At 58.7% G+C, this 22854-nt stretch carries 35 protein-coding genes; all 35 read right to left on the bottom strand.

From position 1 onward, the window contains the following. Positions 1-19 precede the first annotated feature (19 nt). Entirely contained in the window at positions 20-604 is a 585-nt protein-coding gene (locus Q0837_RS08015; RefSeq protein WP_298467343.1) for a hypothetical protein, read from the bottom strand. A 60-nt stretch (positions 605-664) separates the two neighbouring features. After that, on the bottom strand, positions 665-1051 hold the full coding sequence (locus tag Q0837_RS08020; protein WP_298467346.1) for a hypothetical protein: 387 nt from the start codon (positions 1049-1051) through the stop codon (positions 665-667). A gap of 148 nt (positions 1052-1199) precedes the next feature. Beyond that, positions 1200-2135: a DUF1036 domain-containing protein gene (locus Q0837_RS08025; RefSeq protein WP_298467349.1), complete on the bottom strand. Its 936-nt coding sequence runs from the start codon at positions 2133-2135 to the stop codon at positions 1200-1202. Positions 2136-2274: 139 nt separating this feature from the next. After that, complete coding sequence (locus Q0837_RS08030; protein ID WP_298467351.1) at positions 2275-3690, bottom strand: serine hydrolase; 1416 nt, start codon at positions 3688-3690, stop codon at positions 2275-2277. Then, positions 3687-4853, bottom strand: a complete 1167-nt coding sequence (locus tag Q0837_RS08035) for a saccharopine dehydrogenase family protein (protein ID WP_298467354.1) — start codon at positions 4851-4853, stop codon at positions 3687-3689. The genes Q0837_RS08030 and Q0837_RS08035 overlap by 4 nt, the downstream gene beginning before the upstream one ends. Beyond that, positions 4846-5523: a DUF4166 domain-containing protein gene (locus Q0837_RS08040; protein WP_298467357.1), complete on the bottom strand. Its 678-nt coding sequence runs from the start codon at positions 5521-5523 to the stop codon at positions 4846-4848. The genes Q0837_RS08035 and Q0837_RS08040 overlap by 8 nt, the downstream gene beginning before the upstream one ends. 43 nt (positions 5524-5566) lie before the next feature. Then, complete coding sequence (locus Q0837_RS08045) at positions 5567-6133, bottom strand: MarR family transcriptional regulator (protein WP_298467360.1); 567 nt, start codon at positions 6131-6133, stop codon at positions 5567-5569. A 104-nt stretch (positions 6134-6237) separates the two neighbouring features. Beyond that, positions 6238-6660, bottom strand: coding sequence for a 50S ribosomal protein L17 (gene rplQ, locus Q0837_RS08050; RefSeq protein WP_298467363.1), 423 nt, complete (start codon positions 6658-6660; stop codon positions 6238-6240). Positions 6661-6741: 81 nt separating this feature from the next. Next, entirely contained in the window at positions 6742-7797 is a 1056-nt protein-coding gene (locus Q0837_RS08055; RefSeq protein WP_298467366.1) for a DNA-directed RNA polymerase subunit alpha, read from the bottom strand. Between the two features lie 117 nt (positions 7798-7914). Further along, entirely contained in the window at positions 7915-8307 is a 393-nt protein-coding gene (rpsK, locus tag Q0837_RS08060; RefSeq protein WP_298467369.1) for a 30S ribosomal protein S11, read from the bottom strand. A 59-nt stretch (positions 8308-8366) separates the two neighbouring features. Further along, on the bottom strand, positions 8367-8735 hold the full coding sequence (gene rpsM / locus Q0837_RS08065) for a 30S ribosomal protein S13 (RefSeq protein ID WP_298467371.1): 369 nt from the start codon (positions 8733-8735) through the stop codon (positions 8367-8369). Between the two features lie 327 nt (positions 8736-9062). Then, positions 9063-10151, bottom strand: coding sequence for a tetratricopeptide repeat protein (locus Q0837_RS08070; RefSeq protein WP_298467375.1), 1089 nt, complete (start codon positions 10149-10151; stop codon positions 9063-9065). 110 nt (positions 10152-10261) lie between these two features. Then, the gene (locus tag Q0837_RS08075) at positions 10262-10915 is read right to left on the bottom strand and encodes an SRPBCC family protein (RefSeq protein WP_298467378.1); all 654 of its coding nucleotides are present in this window, start codon (positions 10913-10915) and stop codon (positions 10262-10264) included. 77 nt (positions 10916-10992) lie between these two features. Continuing rightward, positions 10993-11637, bottom strand: a complete 645-nt coding sequence (locus tag Q0837_RS08080) for an adenylate kinase (protein ID WP_298467381.1) — start codon at positions 11635-11637, stop codon at positions 10993-10995. A gap of 68 nt (positions 11638-11705) precedes the next feature. Beyond that, entirely contained in the window at positions 11706-13070 is a 1365-nt protein-coding gene (gene secY / locus Q0837_RS08085; RefSeq protein ID WP_298467384.1) for a preprotein translocase subunit SecY, read from the bottom strand. A 104-nt stretch (positions 13071-13174) separates the two neighbouring features. Then, on the bottom strand, positions 13175-13678 hold the full coding sequence (gene rplO / locus Q0837_RS08090) for a 50S ribosomal protein L15 (protein ID WP_298467386.1): 504 nt from the start codon (positions 13676-13678) through the stop codon (positions 13175-13177). Positions 13679-13755: 77 nt separating this feature from the next. Beyond that, positions 13756-13932: a 50S ribosomal protein L30 gene (gene rpmD, locus Q0837_RS08095; RefSeq protein WP_298467389.1), complete on the bottom strand. Its 177-nt coding sequence runs from the start codon at positions 13930-13932 to the stop codon at positions 13756-13758. Positions 13933-13937: 5 nt separating this feature from the next. Next, positions 13938-14777, bottom strand: a complete 840-nt coding sequence (rpsE, locus tag Q0837_RS08100; RefSeq protein WP_298467392.1) for a 30S ribosomal protein S5 — start codon at positions 14775-14777, stop codon at positions 13938-13940. Then, positions 14777-15121, bottom strand: a complete 345-nt coding sequence (rplR, locus tag Q0837_RS08105) for a 50S ribosomal protein L18 (RefSeq protein ID WP_298467394.1) — start codon at positions 15119-15121, stop codon at positions 14777-14779. Before rplR ends, rpsE begins: the two co-directional genes overlap by 1 nt. A 1-nt stretch (position 15122) precedes the next feature. After that, a complete protein-coding gene (rplF, locus tag Q0837_RS08110) occupies positions 15123-15656 on the bottom strand; it encodes a 50S ribosomal protein L6 (RefSeq protein ID WP_298467396.1) in 534 nt (177 codons plus the stop codon). After that, entirely contained in the window at positions 15656-16051 is a 396-nt protein-coding gene (gene rpsH, locus Q0837_RS08115; protein ID WP_298467400.1) for a 30S ribosomal protein S8, read from the bottom strand. The genes rplF and rpsH overlap by 1 nt, the downstream gene beginning before the upstream one ends. 11 nt (positions 16052-16062) lie before the next feature. Beyond that, positions 16063-16368 (bottom strand): 30S ribosomal protein S14, encoded by a 306-nt coding sequence (rpsN, locus tag Q0837_RS08120; protein WP_298467403.1) that lies wholly within the window; start codon positions 16366-16368, stop codon positions 16063-16065. Positions 16369-16411: 43 nt separating this feature from the next. Further along, positions 16412-16993 (bottom strand): 50S ribosomal protein L5, encoded by a 582-nt coding sequence (gene rplE, locus Q0837_RS08125; RefSeq protein ID WP_298467406.1) that lies wholly within the window; start codon positions 16991-16993, stop codon positions 16412-16414. Beyond that, entirely contained in the window at positions 16986-17306 is a 321-nt protein-coding gene (gene rplX, locus Q0837_RS08130; protein ID WP_298467409.1) for a 50S ribosomal protein L24, read from the bottom strand. Before rplX ends, rplE begins: the two co-directional genes overlap by 8 nt. Position 17307: 1 nt before the next feature. Next, positions 17308-17676 carry a 50S ribosomal protein L14 gene (gene rplN, locus Q0837_RS08135; RefSeq protein WP_010411138.1) on the bottom strand — a complete coding sequence of 123 codons (369 nt, stop codon included), beginning with the start codon at positions 17674-17676 and terminating at the stop codon, positions 17308-17310. Positions 17677-17746: 70 nt separating this feature from the next. Next, the gene (rpsQ, locus tag Q0837_RS08140; protein ID WP_298467418.1) at positions 17747-18037 is read right to left on the bottom strand and encodes a 30S ribosomal protein S17; all 291 of its coding nucleotides are present in this window, start codon (positions 18035-18037) and stop codon (positions 17747-17749) included. A gap of 10 nt (positions 18038-18047) precedes the next feature. After that, positions 18048-18263 carry a 50S ribosomal protein L29 gene (gene rpmC / locus Q0837_RS08145; RefSeq protein WP_298467419.1) on the bottom strand — a complete coding sequence of 72 codons (216 nt, stop codon included), beginning with the start codon at positions 18261-18263 and terminating at the stop codon, positions 18048-18050. After that, a complete protein-coding gene (rplP, locus tag Q0837_RS08150; protein WP_298467421.1) occupies positions 18263-18697 on the bottom strand; it encodes a 50S ribosomal protein L16 in 435 nt (144 codons plus the stop codon). The genes rpmC and rplP overlap by 1 nt, the downstream gene beginning before the upstream one ends. Before the next feature lie 29 nt (positions 18698-18726). Then, positions 18727-19422: a 30S ribosomal protein S3 gene (gene rpsC, locus Q0837_RS08155; RefSeq protein WP_298467423.1), complete on the bottom strand. Its 696-nt coding sequence runs from the start codon at positions 19420-19422 to the stop codon at positions 18727-18729. A gap of 1 nt (position 19423) precedes the next feature. Beyond that, a complete protein-coding gene (gene rplV / locus Q0837_RS08160) occupies positions 19424-19807 on the bottom strand; it encodes a 50S ribosomal protein L22 (RefSeq protein ID WP_298467427.1) in 384 nt (127 codons plus the stop codon). Next, positions 19807-20082, bottom strand: a complete 276-nt coding sequence (rpsS, locus tag Q0837_RS08165; RefSeq protein WP_298467431.1) for a 30S ribosomal protein S19 — start codon at positions 20080-20082, stop codon at positions 19807-19809. Before rpsS ends, rplV begins: the two co-directional genes overlap by 1 nt. A gap of 6 nt (positions 20083-20088) precedes the next feature. After that, positions 20089-20925, bottom strand: coding sequence for a 50S ribosomal protein L2 (gene rplB / locus Q0837_RS08170; protein WP_298467434.1), 837 nt, complete (start codon positions 20923-20925; stop codon positions 20089-20091). Positions 20926-20933: 8 nt separating this feature from the next. Continuing rightward, a complete protein-coding gene (locus tag Q0837_RS08175; RefSeq protein WP_298467437.1) occupies positions 20934-21242 on the bottom strand; it encodes a 50S ribosomal protein L23 in 309 nt (102 codons plus the stop codon). Then, positions 21235-21858, bottom strand: a complete 624-nt coding sequence (gene rplD / locus Q0837_RS08180) for a 50S ribosomal protein L4 (RefSeq protein WP_298467440.1) — start codon at positions 21856-21858, stop codon at positions 21235-21237. The genes Q0837_RS08175 and rplD overlap by 8 nt, the downstream gene beginning before the upstream one ends. Before the next feature lie 3 nt (positions 21859-21861). Then, the gene (gene rplC / locus Q0837_RS08185; RefSeq protein WP_298469845.1) at positions 21862-22698 is read right to left on the bottom strand and encodes a 50S ribosomal protein L3; all 837 of its coding nucleotides are present in this window, start codon (positions 22696-22698) and stop codon (positions 21862-21864) included. Positions 22699-22854 lie beyond the last annotated feature (156 nt).

Below are 22854 nucleotides of genomic sequence, written 5' to 3' on the forward strand. Positions count from 1 at the left end.
TGTTCAGATAGAAGGCTTTCTAGATGAACAGATGTATCACGCCACGTTGCGTAACGCTCGTGAACATCTCCCGATCTTGGGTTGAAATGGACCTAGGAGATAGCAGGGGAGGAAAATGAATCGCACCATCATCCAGTCGAGGCAATGGCGCCAAGAACGCCGCCTCGCCAGAGCCGAGGAAACCCGGCAGTTGGGCAAGGTCCGTTTCGGCTGGTCCCGGTTCCTGCGCGATAGGTGCGAGTCGGCATCCGCGCAGGAAGGACGCTTTAGCGCAACGCGGTTGCATGTCTTCAGCCCAGTCCACCTCGACATGGCTGATCGGTCCAAGCTTTGATCGCACAATCCGATGTTCCAGGGTCCGCACAATTGGATCGATCTTGGAATAGACGCCGCTGAATTCCCATTCCATCACGCTGGAGACCGGCCGGTTGGTCCCCGTTCGCTCTGCATTGGCGATCGCTCCACAGAGAAAAAGCGCCTTGTACCCAGCGGCCAGCGCGCGATCGTATCGCGCGTCAAGCCGTTCCTGTCCGGATTGGGCGGCGGCGGGTGAAGTGAGAGCGTGCACCGCGGTCGAAGCGGCGGCAAGAATGGGTTTGTGCAAGGCGCCTGAGACTAGCTTGAGCCGCAACGCTGGCAAGCACGCAGTTGCTGTTTTGATCGCTTACCTGCGCATGTTCACGCCACTTAGATCAACAAGGGGCCGCCAGTGCGGCGAGTAGTGACAGGCAAACTTGCCGCGATTGAAACCACCCAAACGAGCCATGCCGCGTGGGCCTTTGAGGCTGATCCGACCTTCAAAGCGAACACCCCAGCGCGTGCGTTTAACTTCATTGATTTCCAGCACCTTTGCATAGCGAAAGCCCGCACTTCGCCCGCGACTTTCAACCGCCAAGATACAGCGCTCAGCCGCGGGCATGTCTTTGTAACGCGCACTATCCGGGCCGCGCGGGTCACTGGCCAAGGCGGGGGTATCGGTTGCGAGGGCAATCGCGCCGACCGCGACAGTCCCGAGCGTGCCTTTGGCGAGAGTCTTTTTCAGCTTCGTCATGTGGTCTCATCCTCGGGTTTGACCGGAGCGGGATTGCCCGGCGTTGAGACCCTTATGGATGATTCGCTGTGCGCTGAGCCTGAAGCGGTCTAGCAGCCCTTGTTCAGGTTAAAGGCTATTTATATGAACAACAGAACGTGTGGTTGATTTACTTGGCAAAGGTCCAATTTGCGACCGCGCCATCGCCAAATTCGCGCGCAGGTATGTTGATCTGGCGAAACGCTACTCGGAACGAGTTGGCATCGCGGCAATAATCTTTAGCCAGGAGACCTTGTGGACCGTTAATGACATGACGAAACGAGATGGTGGGCCGATCCTTGATGCAGAATTTCTCATCTCCACCCTCACCACCCCATCTTGTCCCGCTGCCTATGATGACCGCACCGCCCAGCATGCGGGTCTGAAACGCATCGCGTGTTTGACCATAGATATAGGTTTCGAAGTTGATACCGATATAGCCATCTGGAGTTTGACCCAAATAGAGGGACTCTGCTTGCCAATATTGGGTCAGATCCCGAATGCGGCAGGCGTCCGGTTCAAGCGTGGTCCAACCTTGCGAGGTGCGGCCTCCCTTACCTGCGAAAAAAGTCTTCATCGCCAACGCGAAATAGACCGTCTCATCGGTCTTGTTGCACAAGTTCGCGAGCACGGCAGGCTTGAAAAAGCGCTCATCCATGGAGGGCCGAGTTGCGAATGCATCGAACACGGTAGCTGCCATATCGACCGCTTCCTTTCGGCCGCCGTCTTCATATTCCACCACAAGGGCGTTTGCATGCCTCCGGACAATTGTTGCGCGCTTCAACCCATCATGTTTGCGCACCAGCAATTTATCGCCCGGAATGATCGTATCGCGCGCAACGCGGTCGCGCGGCAATACCAATTCATCGCCATCAAGAAATGTGACCTCGTATCGGCCGTCCCTATAGGCGCGCTCGACCTTGCCCGGATACCATTTGCCATCTGACCATTGGGCAAGGACTCGCTCTTCCAATTCCAACGGTCGGGATTGAGCCGACAGCGGCGCGGCCATGAAGGAGATACCGACTGACAATAGAAGTGCGGATTTGCTTGCCAATTTGAACATCGTGATTTCCCCCGTCCGCCGCGTACCAGCCCACCCGGCAGCTTTGACCGTCCCCTAACTACGCCGAGCACGCTAGCCCGAAATTGAACAGTCTCGTTAGGCGTCGTTCATTTTCAAGGCTCGTTAGCTGAATGAAAGGCTATTTGTCGTTCAACACCGACAAGACATCGCGCGTGAAGGCCGCAATGTCGAACCTTGTCCCGACCATATCCTCCCCGCGTCGCACGATCACCACATTGCGGCTCGGCACGACGACGACATACTGCCCGCGGTTGCCGCGCGCAGCGAAGGCATCGTCGGGAATGCCTTCGAATGCGTTGCCTTCCGGTCGGCGGAAGGTCCACCAGCCCGCGCCATAGCCCCATTGCGTGCCCTCGGGCTGAGGTCCGGATGGGTCAGAGACATATTCGCGCCAACCTTCCGCGAGCAGACGTTCGCCGTTCCATACGCCATCATTGAGATAGAGCTGGCCGAGGTTCGCGAGGTCACGCGCGGTCGACCAGACCTGAGAGGACAGCACGTAGTTCCCACGAATATCGGTCTCCGCGACTGTGTGATCCATCCCGAGCTTCGCAAAGAACTCCTGCGGCGGGTAGTGAATCAGCCACTCTTCGATCCCCTTTACGGCCATCAGAGTGTCATTGTTGGCGTAGCGATAGACCGTCCCCGGCTTGTGAACGATCGGCCAATTGGTCGCGCGCTCATCCACCGTGGTCCCGCCCCAATAGAGCGGATCGGTGCGATTGCCCGGTGTGTCGGAATAGCGCCCCGTCGCCATCCGCAGCCCATGGTCGATAGTGATCGTGTTGCGCATGTCCGAGCGCCCACCGCTGCGCCAATAGTTGATCCCGACCGGATCCTGCACATCGTGCTCGCCCGACATAACCGCCGCACCGACCAGCGTGGCGGCGATACTCTTGGCAACCGACCAGGTGCGCTGGGGGGTATGGGCATCGTAACCTTCGGCATATCGCTCAACGACCGCACCTTCATGCACCACCAAAACAGCCGAAGTCCGTGTGCCCTCGCCATATGTGCCATCAAATGCCGGAGAGACCGTTCCGTTCAATTGGCGTGAGAGGTCACCGCCAGCTTTATCGTTTCCGATATTGGAAATGACTGCTTTTTCAACCGCTCCCTCCATCGGCGCTCCCGGATTGCTCATATCCTCCGGTGAACCGGGTGGCAGGACCGAACAGCCGGTATCGACCCCGTAATTGACCGCCACCGTGTGCGGCATGTCTTCGGCCCATGCCACCGCGACATGAGCGATCTGACCGCTGGGACGGCGGACGATTTCGTATTGGAGATCGCGGATGATCGGATCGAGCTTCGGATAGATTCCCGTCAGCTCCATCGCATGCACGCTTTCAGGAGTGCGGGTCGTCCCGTTGCGTTCGGCAATCGAGATTGCGCTACACAGCATCAAGGCCTTGTACCCGGCAGCGAGCGCGCGGTCGTATCGCGCGTCAAGGCGTTCCTGGGCGGACTGGGCGGTTGCGGGGGAAGCGATGAAGAGCGCGGCAGCGGCGCCAGCAATGAATGTTCGGATCATGCCGCGCAGGATTGGCGCGGAGTCTCTCGCGAGTCAAAATCAATCAGCGCTCCGGCTGCATCGAAGACGTCATGCTCCATACCGAGCCGCGCAAAATCGTCCTCGAAGTCGCTCAGCGCGAGGATGCCGGAGCATGCTCTCGCACCGACTTCCGGGGTCTGACCATCGCGGTAACGGCGGATCATCGCCAAAGCGGCCAGAACCGGCACATATGGCCCGCGATTGGCATCGGCTTTGAGCACCCAGCGCCTTGAAACGGATTTGCCATCGGCACCGATGCCGCGCGCTTGGATCGACATCGCCCCGCGATCCGAACCGAACGGCAGGAACCATTGGGCCATGGTAAGCATCGGCTTTGCGATCGGTCTAAGGCTCTTCACCCAGCCCCATCGCACTGGCAGGGAAAACGCCGCCAATCCCACATGCAGAAGCGACAGTTCCAACCCGGCAAAGAATTCGGCTCCTTCTTTGGGCGCATAGCGTTCGACCAACAGGTCCTGTTCGGGAGTGTCGCAAACGCTCGCCCAGCGAGGACCGATACCGGGAATGTCTTCGCGGTGAGTCATCCCCCAGCCCGGCACGTCCTGCCAGTGCCCCTCACGGAATACGCGAACAGGTTTGCCGACATAGGACAAGATCGCCTCAACCACCGAAAGGCCGCGCGGCGCGCGGTTGCCGGGGTAGATCCCGATCCGCAGGTGGTCGATCTGCTGCCAACCATCGGTGAGTTCGTCGATTACTGCGTGGCTAAGCGCAGGGATCGAACTGGCACCAGTGGTCAGCGCGACTTCAGCCCCCTTCGCAAATTCGTCGAAACGTGAGAACTCGCGCACAAAATCTCGTCCATCGGCAAGGTCAACATAGTCCACGTTCGCTGCGAGGGCAGATTCGACAACCCGCATATGCGACGCCTGAAACGGCCCCGCCGCATCAATCAGCAGATCGAACTCGGAAAGGTCCAGCGCGGTCATCTGGTCACGGTCCAGAGTGATACAACGCGCCTTTCCTGGCAGCCCCGCTGCTACCTCCTCCAACCGGCCGAGATTGCGCGCGGCCAAAGTGAGCGCGATGCCCTGCTCGCGGCTCGCCAGTTCCGCGAGACGCGAGCCAAACACGCCGCTGGCACCGAGGATCAAGACTTGGAATGGTTTGCGCTCAGGCATCTTCAAACAGCCCTTCCTGATAGACAAGTTCGCCCAGCCACGGGTGGCGTACATTGAGCGAGAACACGAATTGCCCCTCGCCCTGATCGATATGGCGGACCACAGTCTCACCCGGTTCCATCCAACGCGGCAGCTTCATCCGGTGCCCCAACGCTTCGACGAAGTAGTGATCGCTGCGGAATTCGAGGCCACCATCCACAGCCGAGACCTTTAGCGCCATGCCGATGCCGCGCCCGATATGCTCTTCGATCCCGGTGGGACCTGCGAAACGCTTGGCGCTGTGGATCACCTGAGGAAAGCCGGACTTTCGGCCATAGACGCGGGTCCAGCATTGCCCGCCGCCTGCGCAGTCTTCCGAAACCGACACAGCTGCGGGCACTCCGCAATCACTACCCAGCGGCAATGGGCCACCGATCAGGCGGCAAAGCTGCGCAAGGATGCGTCCTGCACGCGAGAACCGCGCCTGCTTGATCACACCGGGATAGATAACGACCCGCGCGCCCTCGACCCGCTTGGAGAATCGCCGCTGCACGGCCTCGGGCAAGCTTTCCCAAGCGTGCTTTCCGATCAGGCGACGAAACCGAGTATCGTAAGCCTTCCCAATTGCGGCATGTCGGCCCCCTGGCAGCGGTATTTCCTGCAGTGCGATACTGGCTAGTTCCGGTTTCATCTTTGCCCCCTTTCCTGGGGTGCTTATCCCACTTCAAATCGGCTCAATTGGCTCCCTTGCCGGGACGCCAGTTGATCAGGCGCGTGACGCCCGACCCCATCTTGATCAGCGCCGTGAGTGCGGGCTTCGGCACTTTCAGCATTTCGTCGTGCCAGCGCGACATGGTGGTGACAAAGTCGAGCATTGCGGCGAGCTTCTCTTTCGCTTCGGGGCTCACTTCCGCGTCAGTTTTGGCCTCTTGATTGCACAGTCGCAGAGCTTCCTCCGCCGGGTCGATCTCGCGAGCCTTGCGACCCTGCGCGATCCGCACCGCCATCTCCCAAATGTCGGCTTCCGCATCGAAATGATCGCGGCGGTCGCCCATCATCGGCACACGGTGGATAAGCCGCCAGCCAAGCAGTTCCTTGATTGAGTTGGAGACGTTGGAACGCGCCATACCTAGCTTCTCCGCAATCTCCTCCGCGGTCAGTGGCCGGTCAGAAATGAACAACAGCGCGTGAATCTGCGCCACTGAACGGTTCACACCCCACTGCCCTCCAAGATCGCCCCAATGCAGGACGAACTTCGCGATGGAAGGCGGGAGTTTCGAATCAACACTAATTTCTGTCATGACAGAAATATCAGACTGTTCCGCAGAAAAGTCAAGCGCGCAAAGCAAAGGGGCCAGCGGATCGCTCCGCCGGCCCCTTATGAGATATCGTGTAGAAGCGCGGCTTACGCGTCTTCGTATTCGTCCTGCTCGCTCAGATCCGGACCGCTGTCCTGACCCTTGGCGTCTTCGTCACGATCAACGAGCTCGATGATCGCCATCTGCGCGCTGTCGCTTTCGCGGTAGCCCGCCTTGATGATGCGGGTGTAGCCGCCATCACGATCTGAATAACGCTCAGCCAGAACGTCGAACAGCTTCTTGAGCTGCGTTTCGTCGAGCAAGCGCGCCTGTGCGAGGCGACGGTTCGAAAGACCACCACGCTTTGCGAGCGTGATCAGCTTTTCGATGTAAGGACGCAGTTCCTTCGCTTTGGGCAGCGTGGTCATGATCTGCTCGTGCTTGATCAGCGCGGCCGACATATTGCGGAACAGGGCCTTACGGTGGCCCGACTTACGGCTCAGCTTACGCTGTGAAATTCCGTGACGCATTGTATTTTCCTTCAGTTCGATGAGGGCCCGTATGAGGTAGCCCAAAGCTGGCGGCGCTTAAGGTGCGCCGCCGGAACCTGTTTAGCCAAGCAGTTCTTGTTCGAGCTTCTTGGCCATTTCCTCGATGTTCTCAGGCGGCCAGCCAGGAATGTCCATGCCGAGGCGCAGACCCATGCTGGAGAGCACTTCCTTGATCTCGTTGAGCGATTTGCGGCCGAAGTTCGGCGTGCGCAGCATCTCGGCTTCGGTTTTCTGAACCAGATCGCCGATATAGATGATGTTGTCGTTCTTGAGGCAGTTGGCAGAACGAACCGACAGTTCCAGCTCGTCGACCTTCTTGAGAAGGTAACGGTTGAGCTGGTTGGCGTCGTCTTCCTGCGGCTGAGCAGCGTGGCCGATCATGGCCGACTGCGGCTGCGGAATGCCGTCTTCGAAGTGAACGAACAGTGTCAGCTGATCCTGCAGAATGCGTGCGGCATAGGCCACGGCATCTTCTGGAGTGACAGTGCCATCGGTTTCGACGGTCAGAGAAAGCTTGTCGTAGTCCAGTTCTTGGCCAACACGTGCGTTCTCGACCTTGTAGCTCACCTGACGGACAGGCGAATACAGCGAGTCGACCGGGATCAGGCCGATCGGCGCGTCGGCCGGACGGTTCTGAACGGCGGGCGAGTAGCCTTTGCCTACGTCAGCGGTCAGCTCCATGTTGAGCGTCGCGCCTTCATCGAGGTGGCACAGGACGAGGTCCTTGTTCATCACTTCGATGTCGCCAGTTACGGCAATGTCGCCAGCCTTCACTTCAGCAGGGCCGGTCATGGAAAGCTGCAGGCGCTTGGCACCCTCACCTTCCATCTTGAGCGCGATCTGCTTCACATTCAGGACGATGTCGGTCACGTCTTCGCGCACGCCCGCGAGCGAGGAGAATTCGTGGAGCACATTCTCGATCTTGATCGAGGTGATAGCTGCGCCCTGAAGCGAGCTGAGCAGCACCCGGCGCAATGCGTTGCCGAGGGTCAGACCAAAGCCACGCTCGAGCGGCTCAGCAACGAAAGTCGCCTTGCGGGTCTTGTCGCCGCCTTCCTTGATTTCGAGAGTGTTGGGTTTCTTGAGTTCCTGCCAGTTCTTCGTGTTGACGGACATGGATTTCCCCTAATTCGCTCTTCAGCGGTTCAAAATGTCAGCGGACCGGTGCGCCTGCGATGCGCGTCCGGTCCGTTCAAGTCTCGGCGGCCAGAACGGCCGCCGGGCAGGTTCGGATCAGACGCGGCGACGTTTCGATGGACGGACCCCGTTATGCGGGATCGGCGTCACATCGCGGATCGACGTGATGTTGAAGCCGACAGCGGCGAGACCGCGCAATGCGCTCTCACGGCCCGAACCCGGGCCTTTCACTTCGACTTCCAAAGTGCGGACACCATGTTCAGCGGCCTTCTTGCCGGCATCGTCCGCTGCAACCTGTGCTGCATACGGTGTCGACTTACGGCTTCCTTTGAAGCCCATCATGCCGGCGCTGGACCAGCTGATCGCATTGCCCTGTGCATCGGTGATGGTGATCATGGTGTTGTTGAAGCTGGCGTTGATATGCGCAACGCCGCTGCTGATGTTCTTTCTGTCGCGGCGCCTTACTTTGCCGCCCGGTTCGCGTGCCATTGTCTCGTATTCCTTTTAACTGAGGACGAAGGAAAAAGCGTTCGAGGTTACCCTCTCGCTTACTTCTTCTTCCCTGCGATCGGCTTGGCCTTACCCTTGCGGGTGCGGGCGTTGGTGTGCGTGCGCTGACCGCGAACGGGCAGACCGTTACGGTGACGCAGACCGCGATAGGTACGCAGATCCATCAGGCGCTTGATGTTCATCGCAGTGTTGCGACGAAGGTCACCTTCGACCTGGTGATCGCTGTCGATGGTTTCACGAATGCGCAGGACTTCCTCATCGGTGAGGTCCTGAACACGTGCACTGTGCGGAATGCCAAGCTTGTCGGCGATTTGGACAGCCGTCGTGCGGCCAATCCCGTGAATGTAGGTAAGCGCGATGATTACACGCTTGTTTGTGGGGATGTTTACCCCGGCAATACGAGCCACTTAATTCTCCATGCTCCACAGGGGTTTGCGGGTTTGAAACCGGAGCCCCTATCTCAACGCTCAAACACTGACGCGCTCTATGCCGCGCTGTCCCTCGAACTAGCGAGGTATCAAGACGGCAAAAAGTCCGGTTGGCACGCGCAATTGCGTTGCCTGCCGGACTGGGTTCGAACGTGTCGAATGAGCGGCGCGCTTACGGTGATTCGAGCAATCCGTCAACAGCAAGCAGCGCATAATCGACCGAGCCGCCAATATGGGCCGCTCAGACGTTGTTTCAAGGGCCGGAATACACCCAAATGCCGACAGCGTCAAAACCGGCCAACATGCCTACCCGCAGTTCCAGTAATCTCGCTGAGGTGCACAGGATTTGGAAGTCGTCCCTCCATATTGGTTCTTGTAGACTACGCAGCGGTTGACCTCAGGGCATTGTTTGAAAATTGGCCTGCGCAGCTTGGCGCGATTTTCGCGTGTTTCCTGATACGATTGGCGCAGCCGTGGGCCAACCTGCTCGAGCAGTTCCGCAGCCTTCGTGTTGCCGGCATCAACTGCACGGTTCATCCAATAAAAGAACGCATCCTCGTGTTTGGAGTTGTCTTTGCCGCGGAGGAGATAGCTCGCATGCAGCACCATCATTTCGGTGTTTCCCGCTTCGGCGGCTATCCGTGAGTAGCGGCGGCCCAGCCCGATATTCCGTTTGATACCGAACACGTCGGTCATCTGGTCACCAGTGTATGCCTCTGCCAGAGTGACTACGGCATCCATGCTGCCATGTTCGGCCGCTTTTTGCAGCCAACGCTCATGCTCTTTCCATTTGCGGCTCTTGCCGTCCTGCTGGAAAAATTCGACACCCAGCCAGTACATCGATTTGTTTGAACCACGGTCAGCAGCCTGCAAGAACAGCTCACGCGCACGCACCGGATCCTTGGCAATGCCAAGTCCCCCATCGCGGTACAGACCGCCATATTCGTAAGTCGCATCGGGGATGCCAATCTCATGCGCGTACTTGATCCAATACAGCGCGAGATCATTGCGCGGCGTACCGAATTCCCCCTTCACCAAGGCAAAGGCCATCGGAACATAGACATCATATGGCAGTATTTTTTTGAGATATTCGTTGGCGTCGGAGACGATTGCTCGTTCAGCTTCGTTGGTGGGCCGCAATGTCGATAGCCCGATCAACAGCGCGCGATTTGGGACCGGATCACATTCTTCAACGCCATTCTGGACTACGTTCTCGTACCATTCCAACTCATCGTCTTTGACGGTGTTACCCGCCTCGTATTCCTGGACAATAATGGCGGCTGCCAATCGGCACACCATTTCGGGGACCGACACTTCATCAGCTACAGAATTGGTTGGCAGCGCCAGCCCAGTCAACGCAGCCATCAATACCAAAGTGGATCTTACGAGCTTCACAGTGCCCCTCCCCTGTTCGTTTGGGAAAGCCCATAACTCGCTGCGTTCTCTGAAACTTGGTAAGATACGACAGTAATTGACTTTTTAGGCGCGCGCCGCGCTGGACAGGATCAACCGTCGGCCAGATCGCCGAACGCTTCGTCAACGTTCGGCCCATCCGATTCGCCATCGTTCTCGACAGCCACTTCCTCTTTCTCCGGAGCCTCTTCAACTGCGGCAACGTCCACCCGCCCCAGCATCTTAGCGAGGCCGTTCAATTGCTGGCTCATCACGCCGTCAACCGCCTTGGAAATCTCCGGAACCTTGTAGCGCATCGAACCGCCAACATTGTATTCCCACACGATCCGCGTGCCTTCATCGATTTCAGACAGGACTACAGTGAGGATACCGGTTACCGGTTCGCTTTGCAGCGGTCCAAGAGCACCTTGCATCCGCAGTGCCTTTTCCGGGAAGGCGTGGATCACGCGCATGTGTTCCACGCTGCCCTCGAGCGAGATCTTGTCGGGATCGGGGTCTTCAGGAATTCGTTCACAGAAGCATCCTCCTGCCTGAGGACGCAGAGACAGGTTTTCGGAATCGCCTGACCAGGTGTGCGCCGCGTTCCACCAGCGCGCCGGGCTGATCAAAGCAAGCCAGGTTTCCTTGAGATTTGTTTCGACCACTGCCTCGTCGCGAGTGATAAAGCCGCGATCATCTGAGTCGGTAACTTCGGCGGCTAGCGGCGTCGCGGCCAGCGCGAGCGCCAGAGCAGCAACGCGAGTCATAAAGTGCGGCACGATCCAATTCTCCCTTTGCTCGTGCAATAAGGGAATGGCTTCGGCGGCGAAAGCCCCGGCGGGGCTCAACCCAGAATTGCGTCGATTGCCCCGGCCACTTCGTCGATGGCTGCCATGCCATCGACCCGCGTGACAATATTGCGGGCTTCATAGCCGGGCAGGATCGGCGCTGTCTTGGCACGGTATTCCTGCATCCGCTTGCGGACAGTTTCTTCATTGTCGTCGGGACGACGCTTGAATTCGGTGTTTCCGCAATTGTCGCACACGCCTTCTTTCGAAGTCGGGTTTGCAGTGTCGTGATAAAGCGCACCGCAATTTGCGCACGAAAAGCGCCCGGTGATGCGTTCGACCAATGCGTCTTCGTCCACCCCGAGCTCAATCACATGATCAAGCGAGCGCCCATGCTTGGCGAGGATTTCATCGAGGGAGTCGGCCTGTGCAGCGGTGCGCGGATAGCCATCGAAGATTGCGCCCGTCTCCGCGCCCATCGCCTCTAGCTCGGCATCGATCAGATCAGAGACAATCTCGTCCGAAACGAGCTCTCCGCGATCCATCACAGCTTTGGCCTTGATGCCAACAGGCGTCTGAGCCTTCACGGCCGCACGCAGCATATCTCCGGTGGAGAGCTGCTTCATGCCATGCCGTTCCACCAGGCCAGCACTTTGCGTACCCTTGCCTGCCCCGGGAGGGCCAAGAAGAATGATGTTCACCAGCAATCCCCCAATGTCGCGCGAACGGATGCCGCGTCTTGAATAGTCATCGACACGGCGCTTGTGCGTTAACGCATCCGGCCTTTCAACTTAGCCTTCTTGATTAGATCGCCGTACTGGTGCGCCAGCAGATGCGACTGCACCTGGCTAAGCGTATCGACCGTCACATTGACGACGATCAGCAGGCTAGTTCCGCCGAGGAACAATGGAATGCCCGTTTGAGCGATCATGTATTCCGGAACCACACAGACAAATGTCAGGTAGATCGCACCGACTACGGTGATGCGCGAGAGGACATATTCGAGATATTCGGCGGTGCGCTTGCCCGGACGGATGCCGGGAATGAACCCGCCATTCTTCTTGAGGTTGTCCGCAGTCTCTTCCGGATTGAAGACAACTGCGGTGTAGAAGAAGCAGAAGAAGATGATCCCAATCGCATAAAGCAGCATGTAGATTGGCTGACCGTGGGCGAGATACTGGTTCAGCGTAACGATCACGCTGCCAAAACCGCTTTCGGTATCAACCGAATTACCGGCGAACTGAGAAATTGTCAGCGGCAGCAGCAACAGCGAGCTGGCGAAGATCGGCGGGATCACACCAGCGGTGTTGAGCTTCAGCGGAAGGTGTGAACGGTCTGCCTGCATCATGCCCTGCTGGGTCGCACGCTTCGGATACTGGATCAGCAGTCGGCGCTGAGCACGCTCTACGAAAGAGATCAGCAAGATCAGGCCTATGACCATGAAAACGAAGAAGATGATGATGCTCGGCGCGATCGAACCGGTACGGCCCCCTTCGAACAGGTTGGTCGCAAATGTCGGGAACTGCGCGACAATACCCGCCATAATGATCAGCGAGACGCCGTTGCCGATGCCGCGCGATGTGATCTGCTCACCCAGCCACAGCAGGAACATGGTGCCACCGACGAGGCTGATAACAGCGCCGACCTTGAACATGTAGCCGGGGTTCACGACCGCCTGAATACCGTTTTGGTTGGCGAAGCTCTCTAGGCCCGAAGCAAGGAACCAACCCTGGATTGCGCACAGGAACACCGTTCCGTAACGCGTATATTGGTTGAGCTTCTGCCGCCCGGTCGCGCCCTCTTTCTTGAGCGCAGCCAGCGTCGGGTGGAGGGCTGCAGCCATCTGCACCACAATCGAGGCGGTAATATACGGCATCACACCAAGCGCGATGAGGCTCATGCGCTCCAGGCTGCCGCCGGAAAATGTGTTGAACAGGTCGAGGATACCGCCCCGGCCCAGATCAGCCAGATTCTGGAGCGCCGCTGGGTTGACACCCGGCAGCGGAATGAAGCTGAGGAAACGGAAAACAACGAGCGCACCAAGAGTGAACCAGATGCGCTGGCGCAGCTCGGTGGCCTTGGCAAAATTGCCAAGGTTCATGTTGCTGGCGATGTTATCGGCGCGTGATGCCATGTCGTATCGTCGATCCTAGTCAATTGCCGTTCGAAGCGGCTCAGAGACGATAAGTAGGGAGCGGACGGCCCGTTGTCGAACCCCCCGCATCCCATTTTGTCGCATTATTTGGCTTTGGCCGCCTTGGCTGCCTTGACCTCGGCGTTGATCGGCGCGGTCACTTCGACACTGCCGCCGGCTTTTTCAACCGCTGCAATCGCGCCCATGGTGGCACCGGCAACGACGAACTTGGCCTTGGCCTTGATCTCACCCTTACCGAGCAGACGGACACCGTCCTTGCCGCCGCGGACCAGGCCGCATTCGCGCAAGGCTTCTTCGGTGATGTCCTTCTTGCCGTCGAGCTTCTTGGCGTCGATCCATTTTTGGACCATGCCAATGTTCACTTCGGCGAAGTCCTTGCCAAACGGGTTGTTGAAGCCGCGCTTTGGCAGACGCATGTGAAGTGGCATCTGACCACCGGCGAAGCCATTGATGGCAACGCCCGAACGGCTCTTCTGGCCCTTCTGACCGCGTGCAGCGGTCTTGCCCTTGCCCGAACCGATACCACGGCCGACGCGCATGCGCCCCTTGCGGGCACCTGCATTGTCACGGATGTCATTGAGTTTCATAGTTGTGCACTCGCTTTCGCTTTTCTTCGCGCTTTAGAAAAGGAAACCCCGCATTTCGCGGGGTCACCTGAATTGGTTTAGTCGACCACTTGAACCAGATGCGGGATCTTGGCGACCGCGCCGCGAACTTCAGGAGTATCCTGCCGCTCGACGACCTTGTGCATCTTGTTGAGCCCAAGACCGATCAGGATCTTGCACTGGCTTTCGGGACGACGGATCGGCGAACCAATCTGCTTGATCTTGATGGTAGCCATTGTGCTTACTCCACAACCGCAGCAGCATCAGCCGCTGCTTCGGCTTCGCTCGCACCGCCGCGACCCAGCAGGTCGGCGACTTTCTTGCCGCGACGCTGAGCAACCGACTTCGGCGAAGTCTGGTCCTGCAGCGCCTCGAAAGTGGCGCGGATCATGTTGTACGGGTTGGACGTGCCGACCGACTTGGTCACAACGTCGGCAACGCCGAGGCTTTCGAAGACGGCACGCATTGGACCACCGGCGATGATGCCGGTACCCGGAGGCGCCGTGCGGATGGTCACCTTGCCGGCACCGAAACGGCCATTGCCATCATGGTGCAGCGTGCGGCCTTCCTTCAGCGCGACGCGGATCATCTTCTTGCGTGCAGCAGCGGTTGCCTTGGTAATAGCTTCCGGCACTTCGCGTGCCTTGCCGTGACCAAAGCCGACGCGGCCCTGACCGTCACCGACAACGACGAGCGCAGCAAAGCCAAAACGCTTACCACCCTTCACCGTCTTGGAGACGCGGTTGATGTGCACCAGCTTTTCGATGATGCCGTCATCTTCTTCTTCACGGCGTCCGCGACCGCGACCACCGTCTCGGCCACCACGACCACGGCCACCGCCGCGATTGTCGCCACCACGGCCACGACCGCCGCGGCCTTGCTTCGGCTGTTCAGCCGGAGCAGCAGGTGCAGCCTCAGCTGGTGCAGCTTCGGTAGCCGGAGGGGCTTCCGCTGGAGCTTCTTCAGCTGGAGCGGCTTCGGGAGCCGCTGCTTCGGCAGCAGGTGCTGCTTCAGGCGCTGCGGTTTCCGGAGTCGCTTCCGGTGCTGCGGTTTCTTCTGGTTTCTTTTCGTCAGCCATCATCAGAACTCCAGCCCGCCTTCGCGAGCGGCATCGGCCAGCGCCTTGACGCGGCCATGAAACAGGAACCCGCCGCGATCGAACACGACAGTGGTGACGCCAGCCTTCTTGGCAGCAGCGGCAATGTCCTTGCCGACCTGCTGGGCAGCATCGACATTGGCACCACTGGCCTTCGCACCAAGCGTCGAAGCAGCGGCCACAGTGCGGCCCTGCGCGTCGTCAATGATCTGCGCATAGATGTGGCGGCCGGTGCGGTGCACCGACAGACGCGGCTTATCGCCCGAGCGTGCGCGAAGCGCAGTACGGACGCGGCGGCGGCGGCGTTCAAACAGGGAAAGCTTAGCCATCTTACTTCTTCTTCCCTTCCTTGCGGAAGACATACTCGCCGCGATACTTGATACCCTTGCCCTTATACGGCTCAGGCTTACGGAATTCGCGGATCTCGGCGGCAAACTGGCCAACGGCCTGCTTGTCGATGCCGGAAATCTCGACCGTGGTTTGATCGGGCGTTTTCACTTCAAGGCCTTCTGGCACCTGGAGATCGACATCGTGGCTGAAACCAAGCTCAAGCTTCAGGGTCTTGCCCTGTGCCTTTGCACGGTAACCAACGCCTGAAATCTCAAGGGTCTTCGAAAAACCCTCTGTCACACCTTCAACCAGGTTCGACACCAGCGTGCGCTGCATACCCCAATAGGAACGCGCCTGCTTGCTGTCGTTGGCCGGGTTGACCTGAATCTCGTCGCCCTCAACCTTGTAGGAAATGAGATCGGAGAGACCCAGAGTGAGAGTGCCTTTCGGCCCTTTCACGCTCAGCGTGCCATTTTCGATATTGGCAGTGACGCCCGCAGGGATCGCCACGGCTTTCTTACCAATACGGCTCATTAGAATACCTCCGCCAGCACTTCGCCGCCGACCTTGTTCTCGCGCGCTTCGTTGTCCGAAAGCACGCCGCGCGGGGTCGAGACGATGGTGATGCCAAGGCCATTGCGCACAGTCGGAAGTTCTTTCGAACCCGAATAAACGCGGCGGCCCGGCTTGGAGACACGAGCAACATGCTTGATCGCAGGCTCGCCTTCGAAATACTTCAGTTCGATACGCAACGCTTTGTGCTTGCCGCTCTCGTCTTCGCTGTAACCACGGATGTAGCCTTCACGCTGAAGCACTTCGAGAACGTTCGCACGCAGCTTGGAAGCCGGCGAAAGGACGGAGTCCTTCTTCGCCTGCTGGCCGTTGCGGATACGGGTGAGCATATCACCCAGTGGATCGGTCATAGCCATTCGTCAGATCCTCACCAGCTCGACTTCGTCAGACCAGGGATCATGCCCCGGTTGCCGAGTTGACGCAGTTCGATACGGTTGATGCCGAACTTGCGGTAATAGCCGCGTGGGCGGCCGGTGGTTGCGCAGCGGTTACGCACCCGGGTCGGGTTCGCATTACGCGGAAGTTCAGCCATCTTGAGACGAGCGACGAGGCGCTCGGTTTCGTCAAGCGACTTGTCATTCGCGATCGCCTTCAGCTTCTCGTACTTCGCAGCATACTGCTTGACGAGCTTCTTGCGCTTTTCGTTCTTATTGATGGAACTCAGTTTCGCCATGGACTTAAGCTCTCTTGCTTTCTGTTTCTCTTAAGAGGACGGCTTACGCCGCCTCTTTCTGTTCTTCGTTAGCTTCGCCCTGGAATGGGAAGCCGAAGAGACGCAGCAATTCGCGCGCTTCTTCATCGGTTTTCGCGGTGGTGGTCACGATGATGTCCATGCCCCGCACCTTATCGATCTTGTCGTAGCTGATCTCCGGGAACACGATCTGCTCCTTGAGCCCCATCGCGTAGTTACCGCGACCATCGAACGACTTGGCATTCAGGCCGCGAAAGTCGCGAATACGCGGCATCGCGATCGTCACCAGACGATCAACAAATTCGTACATGCGTTCACGGCGCAAGGTGACCTTGCAACCGATCGGCATGCCTTCGCGCAGCTTGAACTGAGCGATCGACTTCTTGGCCTTGGTGATGACCGGCTTCTGACCAGCGATCAGAGCCATTTCCTCAGCAGCAGTCTGGACCTTCTTCTTGTCCTGACTGGCTTCGCCAACACCCATGTTGAGCGTGACTTTCGCGAGCTTCGGCACTTCAAGACGGTTCTTGTAGCCGAACTTTTCGGTCATCGCCTTGACGATTTCGTCTTCGAACTTCGTCTTCAGGCGTGGAGTGTAATCAGCCATCGATGGTCTCCCCACTCTTCACGGCAACACGCACCTTTTTACCGTCCTTTTCTTCGAAACGGACGCGGGTGGGCTTGCCATCCTTGGGATCGGCCAGCGCAACTTTCGCAATGTGCATCGGAGCCGGATACCGGTCGATGCCGCCTTGCGGGTTCTGCTGGCTCGGCTTGCGGTGACGGGCGATCACGTTGATGCCTTCGACAACGACCTTGCCATCTTTTGGCATGACCTGCTGGACAGTGCCGGTGCGGCCCTTGTCCTTGCCCGAAAGCACGACGACGCTGTCGCCCTTCTTGATCTTAGCGGATGCCATTTCAAAGCACCTCCGGCGCGAGGCTGATGATCTTCATGAAGCCACGGCCGCGAAGTTCACGAACCACTGGGCCAAAGATACGAGTGCCGATCGGCTCTTCGCTCTTGTTCACGAGAACAGCAGCGTTGCTGTCAAAACGGATCACGCTGCCATCGGGACGACGGACGTCCTTCTTGGTGCGAACGATCACGGCGCGGTGTACGTCGCCTTTTTTGACCTTCGCGCGTGGCTGCGCTTCCTTTACGGAAACCACGATCACGTCGCCAACGGAGGCAAACCGGCGCTTCGAGCCGCCCAGCACTTTAATGCACTGGACGCGCTTTGCGCCGCTATTGTCCGCGACGTCGAGATTGGACTGCATCTGGATCATTGATCCGGTTCCTTCTCTTGGCTTGCCGAGACACCCGAATTTGACCGGGGCCCGGCAGTTCCTACGTCAATTACTGACCTGCCGCCTCGACATCGAGATCGGCTTCGATCGCCTGCGTACCACCGGATACAACCTGGTCCTTCACGGCCCAGGTCTTGGTCTTGGAGATCGGTTTGGTCTCCTCGATCCGGACGATATCGCCTACGGAATATTCGTTCTTCTCATCGTGCGCGTGATATTTCTTCGAACGGCGGATGATCTTCCCGTAGAGCGGGTGCTTCACCTTGCGTTCGACCTTCACGGTCACGGTCTTGTCGGTCTTGTCGGAGGTGACAGTCCCGATCAGGATACGTTTCGGCATTGTCTACTCCTTACGCCTTAGCTTCAGCGGCCGACTTGGCGGCACGCTCGTTCTGCAGCGTTTTGATCTGCGCAATGGTGCGACGCACGCGGCGGATTTCCGCGGGCTTTTCGAGCTGGTTGGTCGCAGCCTGAAAGCGCAGGTTGTACTGCTCACGCTTGAGCTCGGTTAGCTCAGCGGACAGCTGGTCATCGGTCTTCGTACGAAGATCTTCGATATCGGCCATCAGTTGCCTCCCAGGTGGCTGGTGTCGCCCAGACGAGCAACAACCTTGGTCTTGATTGGAAGCTTCATCGCAGCGCGCTCGAAAGCCATCGCGGCGATGGGGCCGGGAACACCGTCGAGTTCGAACAGGATGCGGCCCGGCTTTACGCGAGCTGCCCAGTATTCGACCGAGCCCTTGCCCTTACCCTGACGAACTTCGGCAGGCTTCTTAGACACAGGCACGTCGGGGAAGACGCGGATCCACAGACGACCCTGACGCTTCATTGCACGAGTGATCGCACGGCGAGCCGCTTCGATCTGGCGCGCAGTCAGGCGCTCGGGTTCAAGAGCCTTGAGACCATAAGAGCCAAAGTTCAGCGTGGTGCCGCCCTTTGCATCGCCTTTGATCTTGCCCTTGAAGGCCTTGCGATATTTGGTTTTCTTCGGTTGTAGCATTGTCTCTAACCTATCTCAGCGGTCCTGCCTCAGCGGGCGGGACGCACTCCCGAAGTTTGCGATTCCATCATCAGGCGGTCCTGTGCGGTCGGATCGTGACCCAGGATTTCGCCTTTGAAGACCCACACCTTGATGCCGATGATGCCGTAAGCGGTCAGCGCTTCGGTTTCAGCGTAGTCGATGTTGGCACGCAGCGTGTGCAGCGGCACACGGCCTTCGCGGTACTGCTCGACACGGGCGATTTCAGCGCCGCCAAGACGGCCGCCGCAAACGATCTTGATGCCTTCAGCACCAAGACGCATGGCGGACTGCATGGCGCGCTTCATCGCACGGCGGAAAGCCACACGGCGAACCAGCTGATCGGCGATACCCTGAGCGACGAGCTTCGCGTCGATTTCCGGCTTGCGGATTTCAACGATGTTCAGCTTCACTTCGCTTTCGGTCATGGTCGACAGCTTGGTGCGCAGCTTTTCAATGTCTGCACCCTTCTTGCCGATGATCACGCCGGGGCGAGCCGCGTAGATCGAGATACGGCACAGCTTGGCTGGACGCTCAATCACCACCTTCGAGATCGCTGCCTGCGGCAGGTTCTTGACGATGTATTTGCGGATCTCGATGTCTTCCTTGAGCAGCGCAGCATAATCACGCCCTTCGGCGTACCACCGGCTGTCCCAGGTGCGGTTGATCTGCAGGCGCAGACCGATCGGATTGCTCTTCTGGCCCATCTTACGCCTCTTCCTCGTCGTGTTCGCGAACCACGATGCGCAGCTTGCTGAACGGCTTCAGGATGCGGGTCGACTTACCACGGCCACGTGTGTGGAACCGCTTCATGGTGATCGACTTACCGACCGAAGCCTCGGCAACGACAAGCGCGTCGACGTCGAGATCATGGTTGTTTTCCGCGTTGGCGATCGCAGATGCGAGCACCTTGCTGGCGTCTTTCGCCATCGCCTTCTTGGAGAAGGAGAGGATGTTCAAAGCCTCTTCGGCCTTCTTGCCGCGGATCAGCTGAGCCACGAGGTTCAGTTTCTGAGCCGAGCCGCGAATCTGCGTGCCGACTGCCAGAGCCTCGTTATCCGCTACGCGGCGGGGGGACTTTGCCTTACCCATTAGCGCTTACCCTTCTTGTCGGCAGCGTGACCGGGGAAGCTGCGTGTAGGCGCAAATTCACCGAGCTTGTGACCGACCATTTCTTCCGAAACCGAGACGGGAATGAATTTCTGTCCGTTATAAACGTTGAAGGTCAGCCCAACGAACTGCGGCAGAATAGTAGAGCGACGCGACCAGGTCTTGATCGGCTTATTGCCACCCGATTCCTGTGCGTCCTCTGCCTTCTTGAGCAGGCTGAGCTCGACAAACGGACCTTTCCAGACGGAACGTGCCATCGTGTCTTACCTCTTCTTCTTCGCGTGACGCGAACGGATGATCATTTTGTCCGTCTGCTTGTTCTTGCGGGTACGGGCGCCCTTGGTCGGCTTGCCCCATGGAGTAACCGGATGACGACCACCGCTGGTGCGGCCTTCACCACCACCGTGCGGGTGATCGACAGGGTTCTTGGCGACACCACGCGTCAGTGGGCGGCGGCCCTTCCAGCGGGTGCGACCGGCCTTGCCGAAATTCTGGTTCTGGTTGTCAGGGTTCGAAACCGCGCCAACCGTACCCATGCAATCGGAGCGCAGGTAACGCTGCTCGCCCGAGTTGAGACGCACAATGACCATACCGCGGTCACGACCGACGATCTGGACGTAAGTGCCTGCCGAACGAGCGATCTGCCCGCCCTTGCCCGGCTTCATCTCGACATTGTGACAGATTGTACCAACCGGCATCTGACCCATCAGCATGGCATTGCCAGGCTTGGTATCGGTCTTTTCAGCCGCCAGCACCGTGTCACCAACAGCGAGACGCTGCGGGCAGATGATGTAAGCAAGCTCGCCATCTTCGTACTTCAGCAGCGCAATGAAGGCGGTGCGGTTCGGATCGTATTCGATCCGCTCAACCGTCGCGGGAACATCCCACTTGCGACGCTTGAAGTCGATGTAGCGATACTTTTGCTTGTGACCGCCAGCAATGCCGCGCGATGTCACGTGGCCCTTGTTGTTGCGGCCGCCCGTCTTGCGCTTGCCTTCCGTCAACGACTTCACCGGACCGCCTTTATGCAGGCCCGATTTGTCGACGAGGATGAGGCCGCGGCGCGCGGGGCTCGTCGGTTTGTAGTTCTTGAGTGCCATGATCCGCCTCAGATACCGCTTGTGATGTCGATCATCTCGCCATCAGCGAGGGTTACGACAGCTTTCTTGAAGTCGGAGCGCTTGTAGGGCTTGCCTCGCCAGCGCTTCGTCTTGCCTTTGGTGACGATGGTGTTCACCGATGCGACTTTCTTGTCGTAGATCGCCTCAACGGCTTCCTTGATCTGCGGCTTGGTCGCGTCGTTGGACACCTTGAAGACCACCGCATTGTGCTCGGAAGCCAGCGTCGACTTCTCGGTGATGTGCGGAGCCAAAATCACGTCATAGTGACGCGCGTCTACTTCTTGCTTTTTAGCCATTGAAGCGCGCCTCCAGTTTCTCGACCGCATCCTTGGTCAGGACCAGCGTGTCGTGGTTGAGAATGTCGTAAACGTTGGCGCCGGCAGCCGGGAGCACGTTCACGCCGACGAGGTTTCCGGCAGCTTTCTTGAAGCTGTCGTTCACGCTTTCGCCGTCAATGAAGAGCACCTTGCCGTTGTAGCCAGCCTTGTCGAACTGACCCTTAAGAGCCTTCGTCTTCGCGTCTTTCACGTCAAGACTGTCGACAACAACCAGACCTTCAGCGGCCTTGCTCGAAAGCGCCATCTTCAGGCCGAGTGCACGAACTTTCTTGTTGAGAGACTGGTTGAAGTCACGCTTGCGCGCGCCGTGTGCCTTACCGCCACCGATAAAGATCGGAGCAGAACGAGCACCGTGACGTGCGCCGCCCGAACCCTTCTGAGCGCCAAACTTCTTACCGGTGCGAGCCACATCCGAACGCTCACGCGTTGGACGTGCGGTGGCACGGCGATTTTCCAGCTGCCAGGTCACAACCCGGTGCAGGATGTCGGCACGCGGGGTCACACCAAAGACAGCATCGTTCAGTTCGATGTCGCCGGATGCTTTCCCGTCGATTTTCTGGACCTTCACCTTCATGGATCAGCCCTCCTTGTTTTCGTCGCTGGCCGGAGCGTCAGCTGCGGGAGCCTCTGCCTCTGGCGCAGGAGTGTCTGCTGCAGGCGTTTCAGCTGCTGCTTCCACTGCGGTTTCTTCGACCGGAGTCTCAACCGGCGCAGCTTCTTCAGCTTGCGGGGCGGCGGTTTCGAGGATCGCGGCGGGGAATGGAAGATCGTCGGCAGCGGCGAGCTTCACAGCATCGCGAACCAGCAACCAGCCATTCTTCGAACCGGGGACCGATCCCTTGATGAAGAGCAAACCGCGTGTCGCGTCCGTACGGACAACTTCGAGGTTCTGCTGCGTACGCTGGCGATCACCCATGTGACCAGCCATCTTCTTGCCCTTGAACACACGCCCCGGATCCTGACGGTTACCCGTCGAACCGTGCGAACGGTGTGAGATCGAAACACCGTGGGTGGCGCGCAAACCGCCGAAGCCCCAACGCTTCATAGCGCCGGCAAAGCCTTTACCCTGGGTGTGACCGGTGATGTCGACCTTTTGACCGGCGACGAAGTGATCGGCGCTGATTTGCGCTCCGACAGGGGGGAGACCCTCTTCGCTTTCGACCCGGAATTCCGCGACGCGCTTCTTCAGCGCGACCTCGGCTTTGGCAAAATGCTCGCGTTGCGGCTTTGCCACGTTTTTCTGTTTCGCTTCGCCCGCGCCAAGCTGAACGGCGAAATAGCCGTCACGCTCTGCGGTGCGGTGGGAGACAACCTGACAGTCTTCCAATGCGAGAACGGTAACCGGCACGTGCCGTCCGTCCTCATGGAAGAGGCGGGTCATCCCAACCTTCTTTGCGATCACGCCAGTGCGCATCGTCATAACTCCTAACAGAGGCACCCCGGCCCATCCGAGGTGCTTGCGGACCCACCTTTCGAGGGATGGACCCATTCAACCCAAATTTCATGCATCGCCCCGTCCGGGCTGACTGCTCGTGCAGCCACATGGCCACTTGAGCTAGACGGGGGACGC

This window comes from uncultured Erythrobacter sp. (genome assembly GCF_947499705.1).
Taxonomy (GTDB): domain Bacteria; phylum Pseudomonadota; class Alphaproteobacteria; order Sphingomonadales; family Sphingomonadaceae; genus Erythrobacter.

Coding starts and splice junctions, on each gene's coding strand:
- Q0837_RS08075 (WP_298467378.1), bottom strand. CDS start 10,915: ATGACTCGCGTTGCTGCTCTGGCGCTCGCGCTGGCCGCGACGCCGCTA.
- rpmC (WP_298467419.1), bottom strand. CDS start 18,263: ATGGCCGATATCGAAGATCTTCGTACGAAGACCGATGACCAGCTGTCC.
- rpmD (WP_298467389.1), bottom strand. CDS start 13,932: ATGGCTACCATCAAGATCAAGCAGATTGGTTCGCCGATCCGTCGTCCC.
- secY (WP_298467384.1), bottom strand. CDS start 13,070: ATGGCATCACGCGCCGATAACATCGCCAGCAACATGAACCTTGGCAAT.
- Q0837_RS08030 (WP_298467351.1), bottom strand. CDS start 3,690: ATGATCCGAACATTCATTGCTGGCGCCGCTGCCGCGCTCTTCATCGCT.
- rpsE (WP_298467392.1), bottom strand. CDS start 14,777: ATGATGGCTGACGAAAAGAAACCAGAAGAAACCGCAGCACCGGAAGCG.
- rpsH (WP_298467400.1), bottom strand. CDS start 16,051: ATGGCTATGACCGATCCACTGGGTGATATGCTCACCCGTATCCGCAAC.
- Q0837_RS08020 (WP_298467346.1), bottom strand. CDS start 1,051: ATGACGAAGCTGAAAAAGACTCTCGCCAAAGGCACGCTCGGGACTGTC.
- Q0837_RS08040 (WP_298467357.1), bottom strand. CDS start 5,523: ATGAAACCGGAACTAGCCAGTATCGCACTGCAGGAAATACCGCTGCCA.
- Q0837_RS08045 (WP_298467360.1), bottom strand. CDS start 6,133: ATGACAGAAATTAGTGTTGATTCGAAACTCCCGCCTTCCATCGCGAAG.
- rplB (WP_298467434.1), bottom strand. CDS start 20,925: ATGGCACTCAAGAACTACAAACCGACGAGCCCCGCGCGCCGCGGCCTC.
- Q0837_RS08025 (WP_298467349.1), bottom strand. CDS start 2,135: ATGTTCAAATTGGCAAGCAAATCCGCACTTCTATTGTCAGTCGGTATC.
- rpsK (WP_298467369.1), bottom strand. CDS start 8,307: ATGGCACGCGAACCGGGCGGCAAAGTAAGGCGCCGCGACAGAAAGAAC.
- rplE (WP_298467406.1), bottom strand. CDS start 16,993: ATGGCTGATTACACTCCACGCCTGAAGACGAAGTTCGAAGACGAAATC.
- rplN (WP_010411138.1), bottom strand. CDS start 17,676: ATGATCCAGATGCAGTCCAATCTCGACGTCGCGGACAATAGCGGCGCA.
- rplR (WP_298467394.1), bottom strand. CDS start 15,121: ATGGCTAAGCTTTCCCTGTTTGAACGCCGCCGCCGCCGCGTCCGTACT.
- Q0837_RS08035 (WP_298467354.1), bottom strand. CDS start 4,853: ATGCCTGAGCGCAAACCATTCCAAGTCTTGATCCTCGGTGCCAGCGGC.
- rplO (WP_298467386.1), bottom strand. CDS start 13,678: ATGAAACTCAATGACATCCGTGACAATGCAGGTGCCCGCAAGGGGCGC.
- Q0837_RS08055 (WP_298467366.1), bottom strand. CDS start 7,797: ATGTCCGTCAACACGAAGAACTGGCAGGAACTCAAGAAACCCAACACT.
- rplD (WP_298467440.1), bottom strand. CDS start 21,858: ATGAAGGTGAAGGTCCAGAAAATCGACGGGAAAGCATCCGGCGACATC.
- rplQ (WP_298467363.1), bottom strand. CDS start 6,660: ATGCGTCACGGAATTTCACAGCGTAAGCTGAGCCGTAAGTCGGGCCAC.
- rplV (WP_298467427.1), bottom strand. CDS start 19,807: ATGGGTAAGGCAAAGTCCCCCCGCCGCGTAGCGGATAACGAGGCTCTG.
- rplX (WP_298467409.1), bottom strand. CDS start 17,306: ATGGCATCCGCTAAGATCAAGAAGGGCGACAGCGTCGTCGTGCTTTCG.
- rpsN (WP_298467403.1), bottom strand. CDS start 16,368: ATGGCGAAACTGAGTTCCATCAATAAGAACGAAAAGCGCAAGAAGCTC.
- rplC (WP_298469845.1), bottom strand. CDS start 22,698: ATGCGCACTGGCGTGATCGCAAAGAAGGTTGGGATGACCCGCCTCTTC.
- rplP (WP_298467421.1), bottom strand. CDS start 18,697: ATGCTACAACCGAAGAAAACCAAATATCGCAAGGCCTTCAAGGGCAAG.
- rpsQ (WP_298467418.1), bottom strand. CDS start 18,037: ATGCCGAAACGTATCCTGATCGGGACTGTCACCTCCGACAAGACCGAC.
- rplF (WP_298467396.1), bottom strand. CDS start 15,656: ATGAGCCGTATTGGTAAGAAAGCCGTGGCGATCCCTGCGGGCGTCACT.
- Q0837_RS08175 (WP_298467437.1), bottom strand. CDS start 21,242: ATGGCTAAAAAGCAAGAAGTAGACGCGCGTCACTATGACGTGATTTTG.
- rpsC (WP_298467423.1), bottom strand. CDS start 19,422: ATGGGCCAGAAGAGCAATCCGATCGGTCTGCGCCTGCAGATCAACCGC.
- rpsS (WP_298467431.1), bottom strand. CDS start 20,082: ATGGCACGTTCCGTCTGGAAAGGTCCGTTTGTCGAGCTCAGCCTGCTC.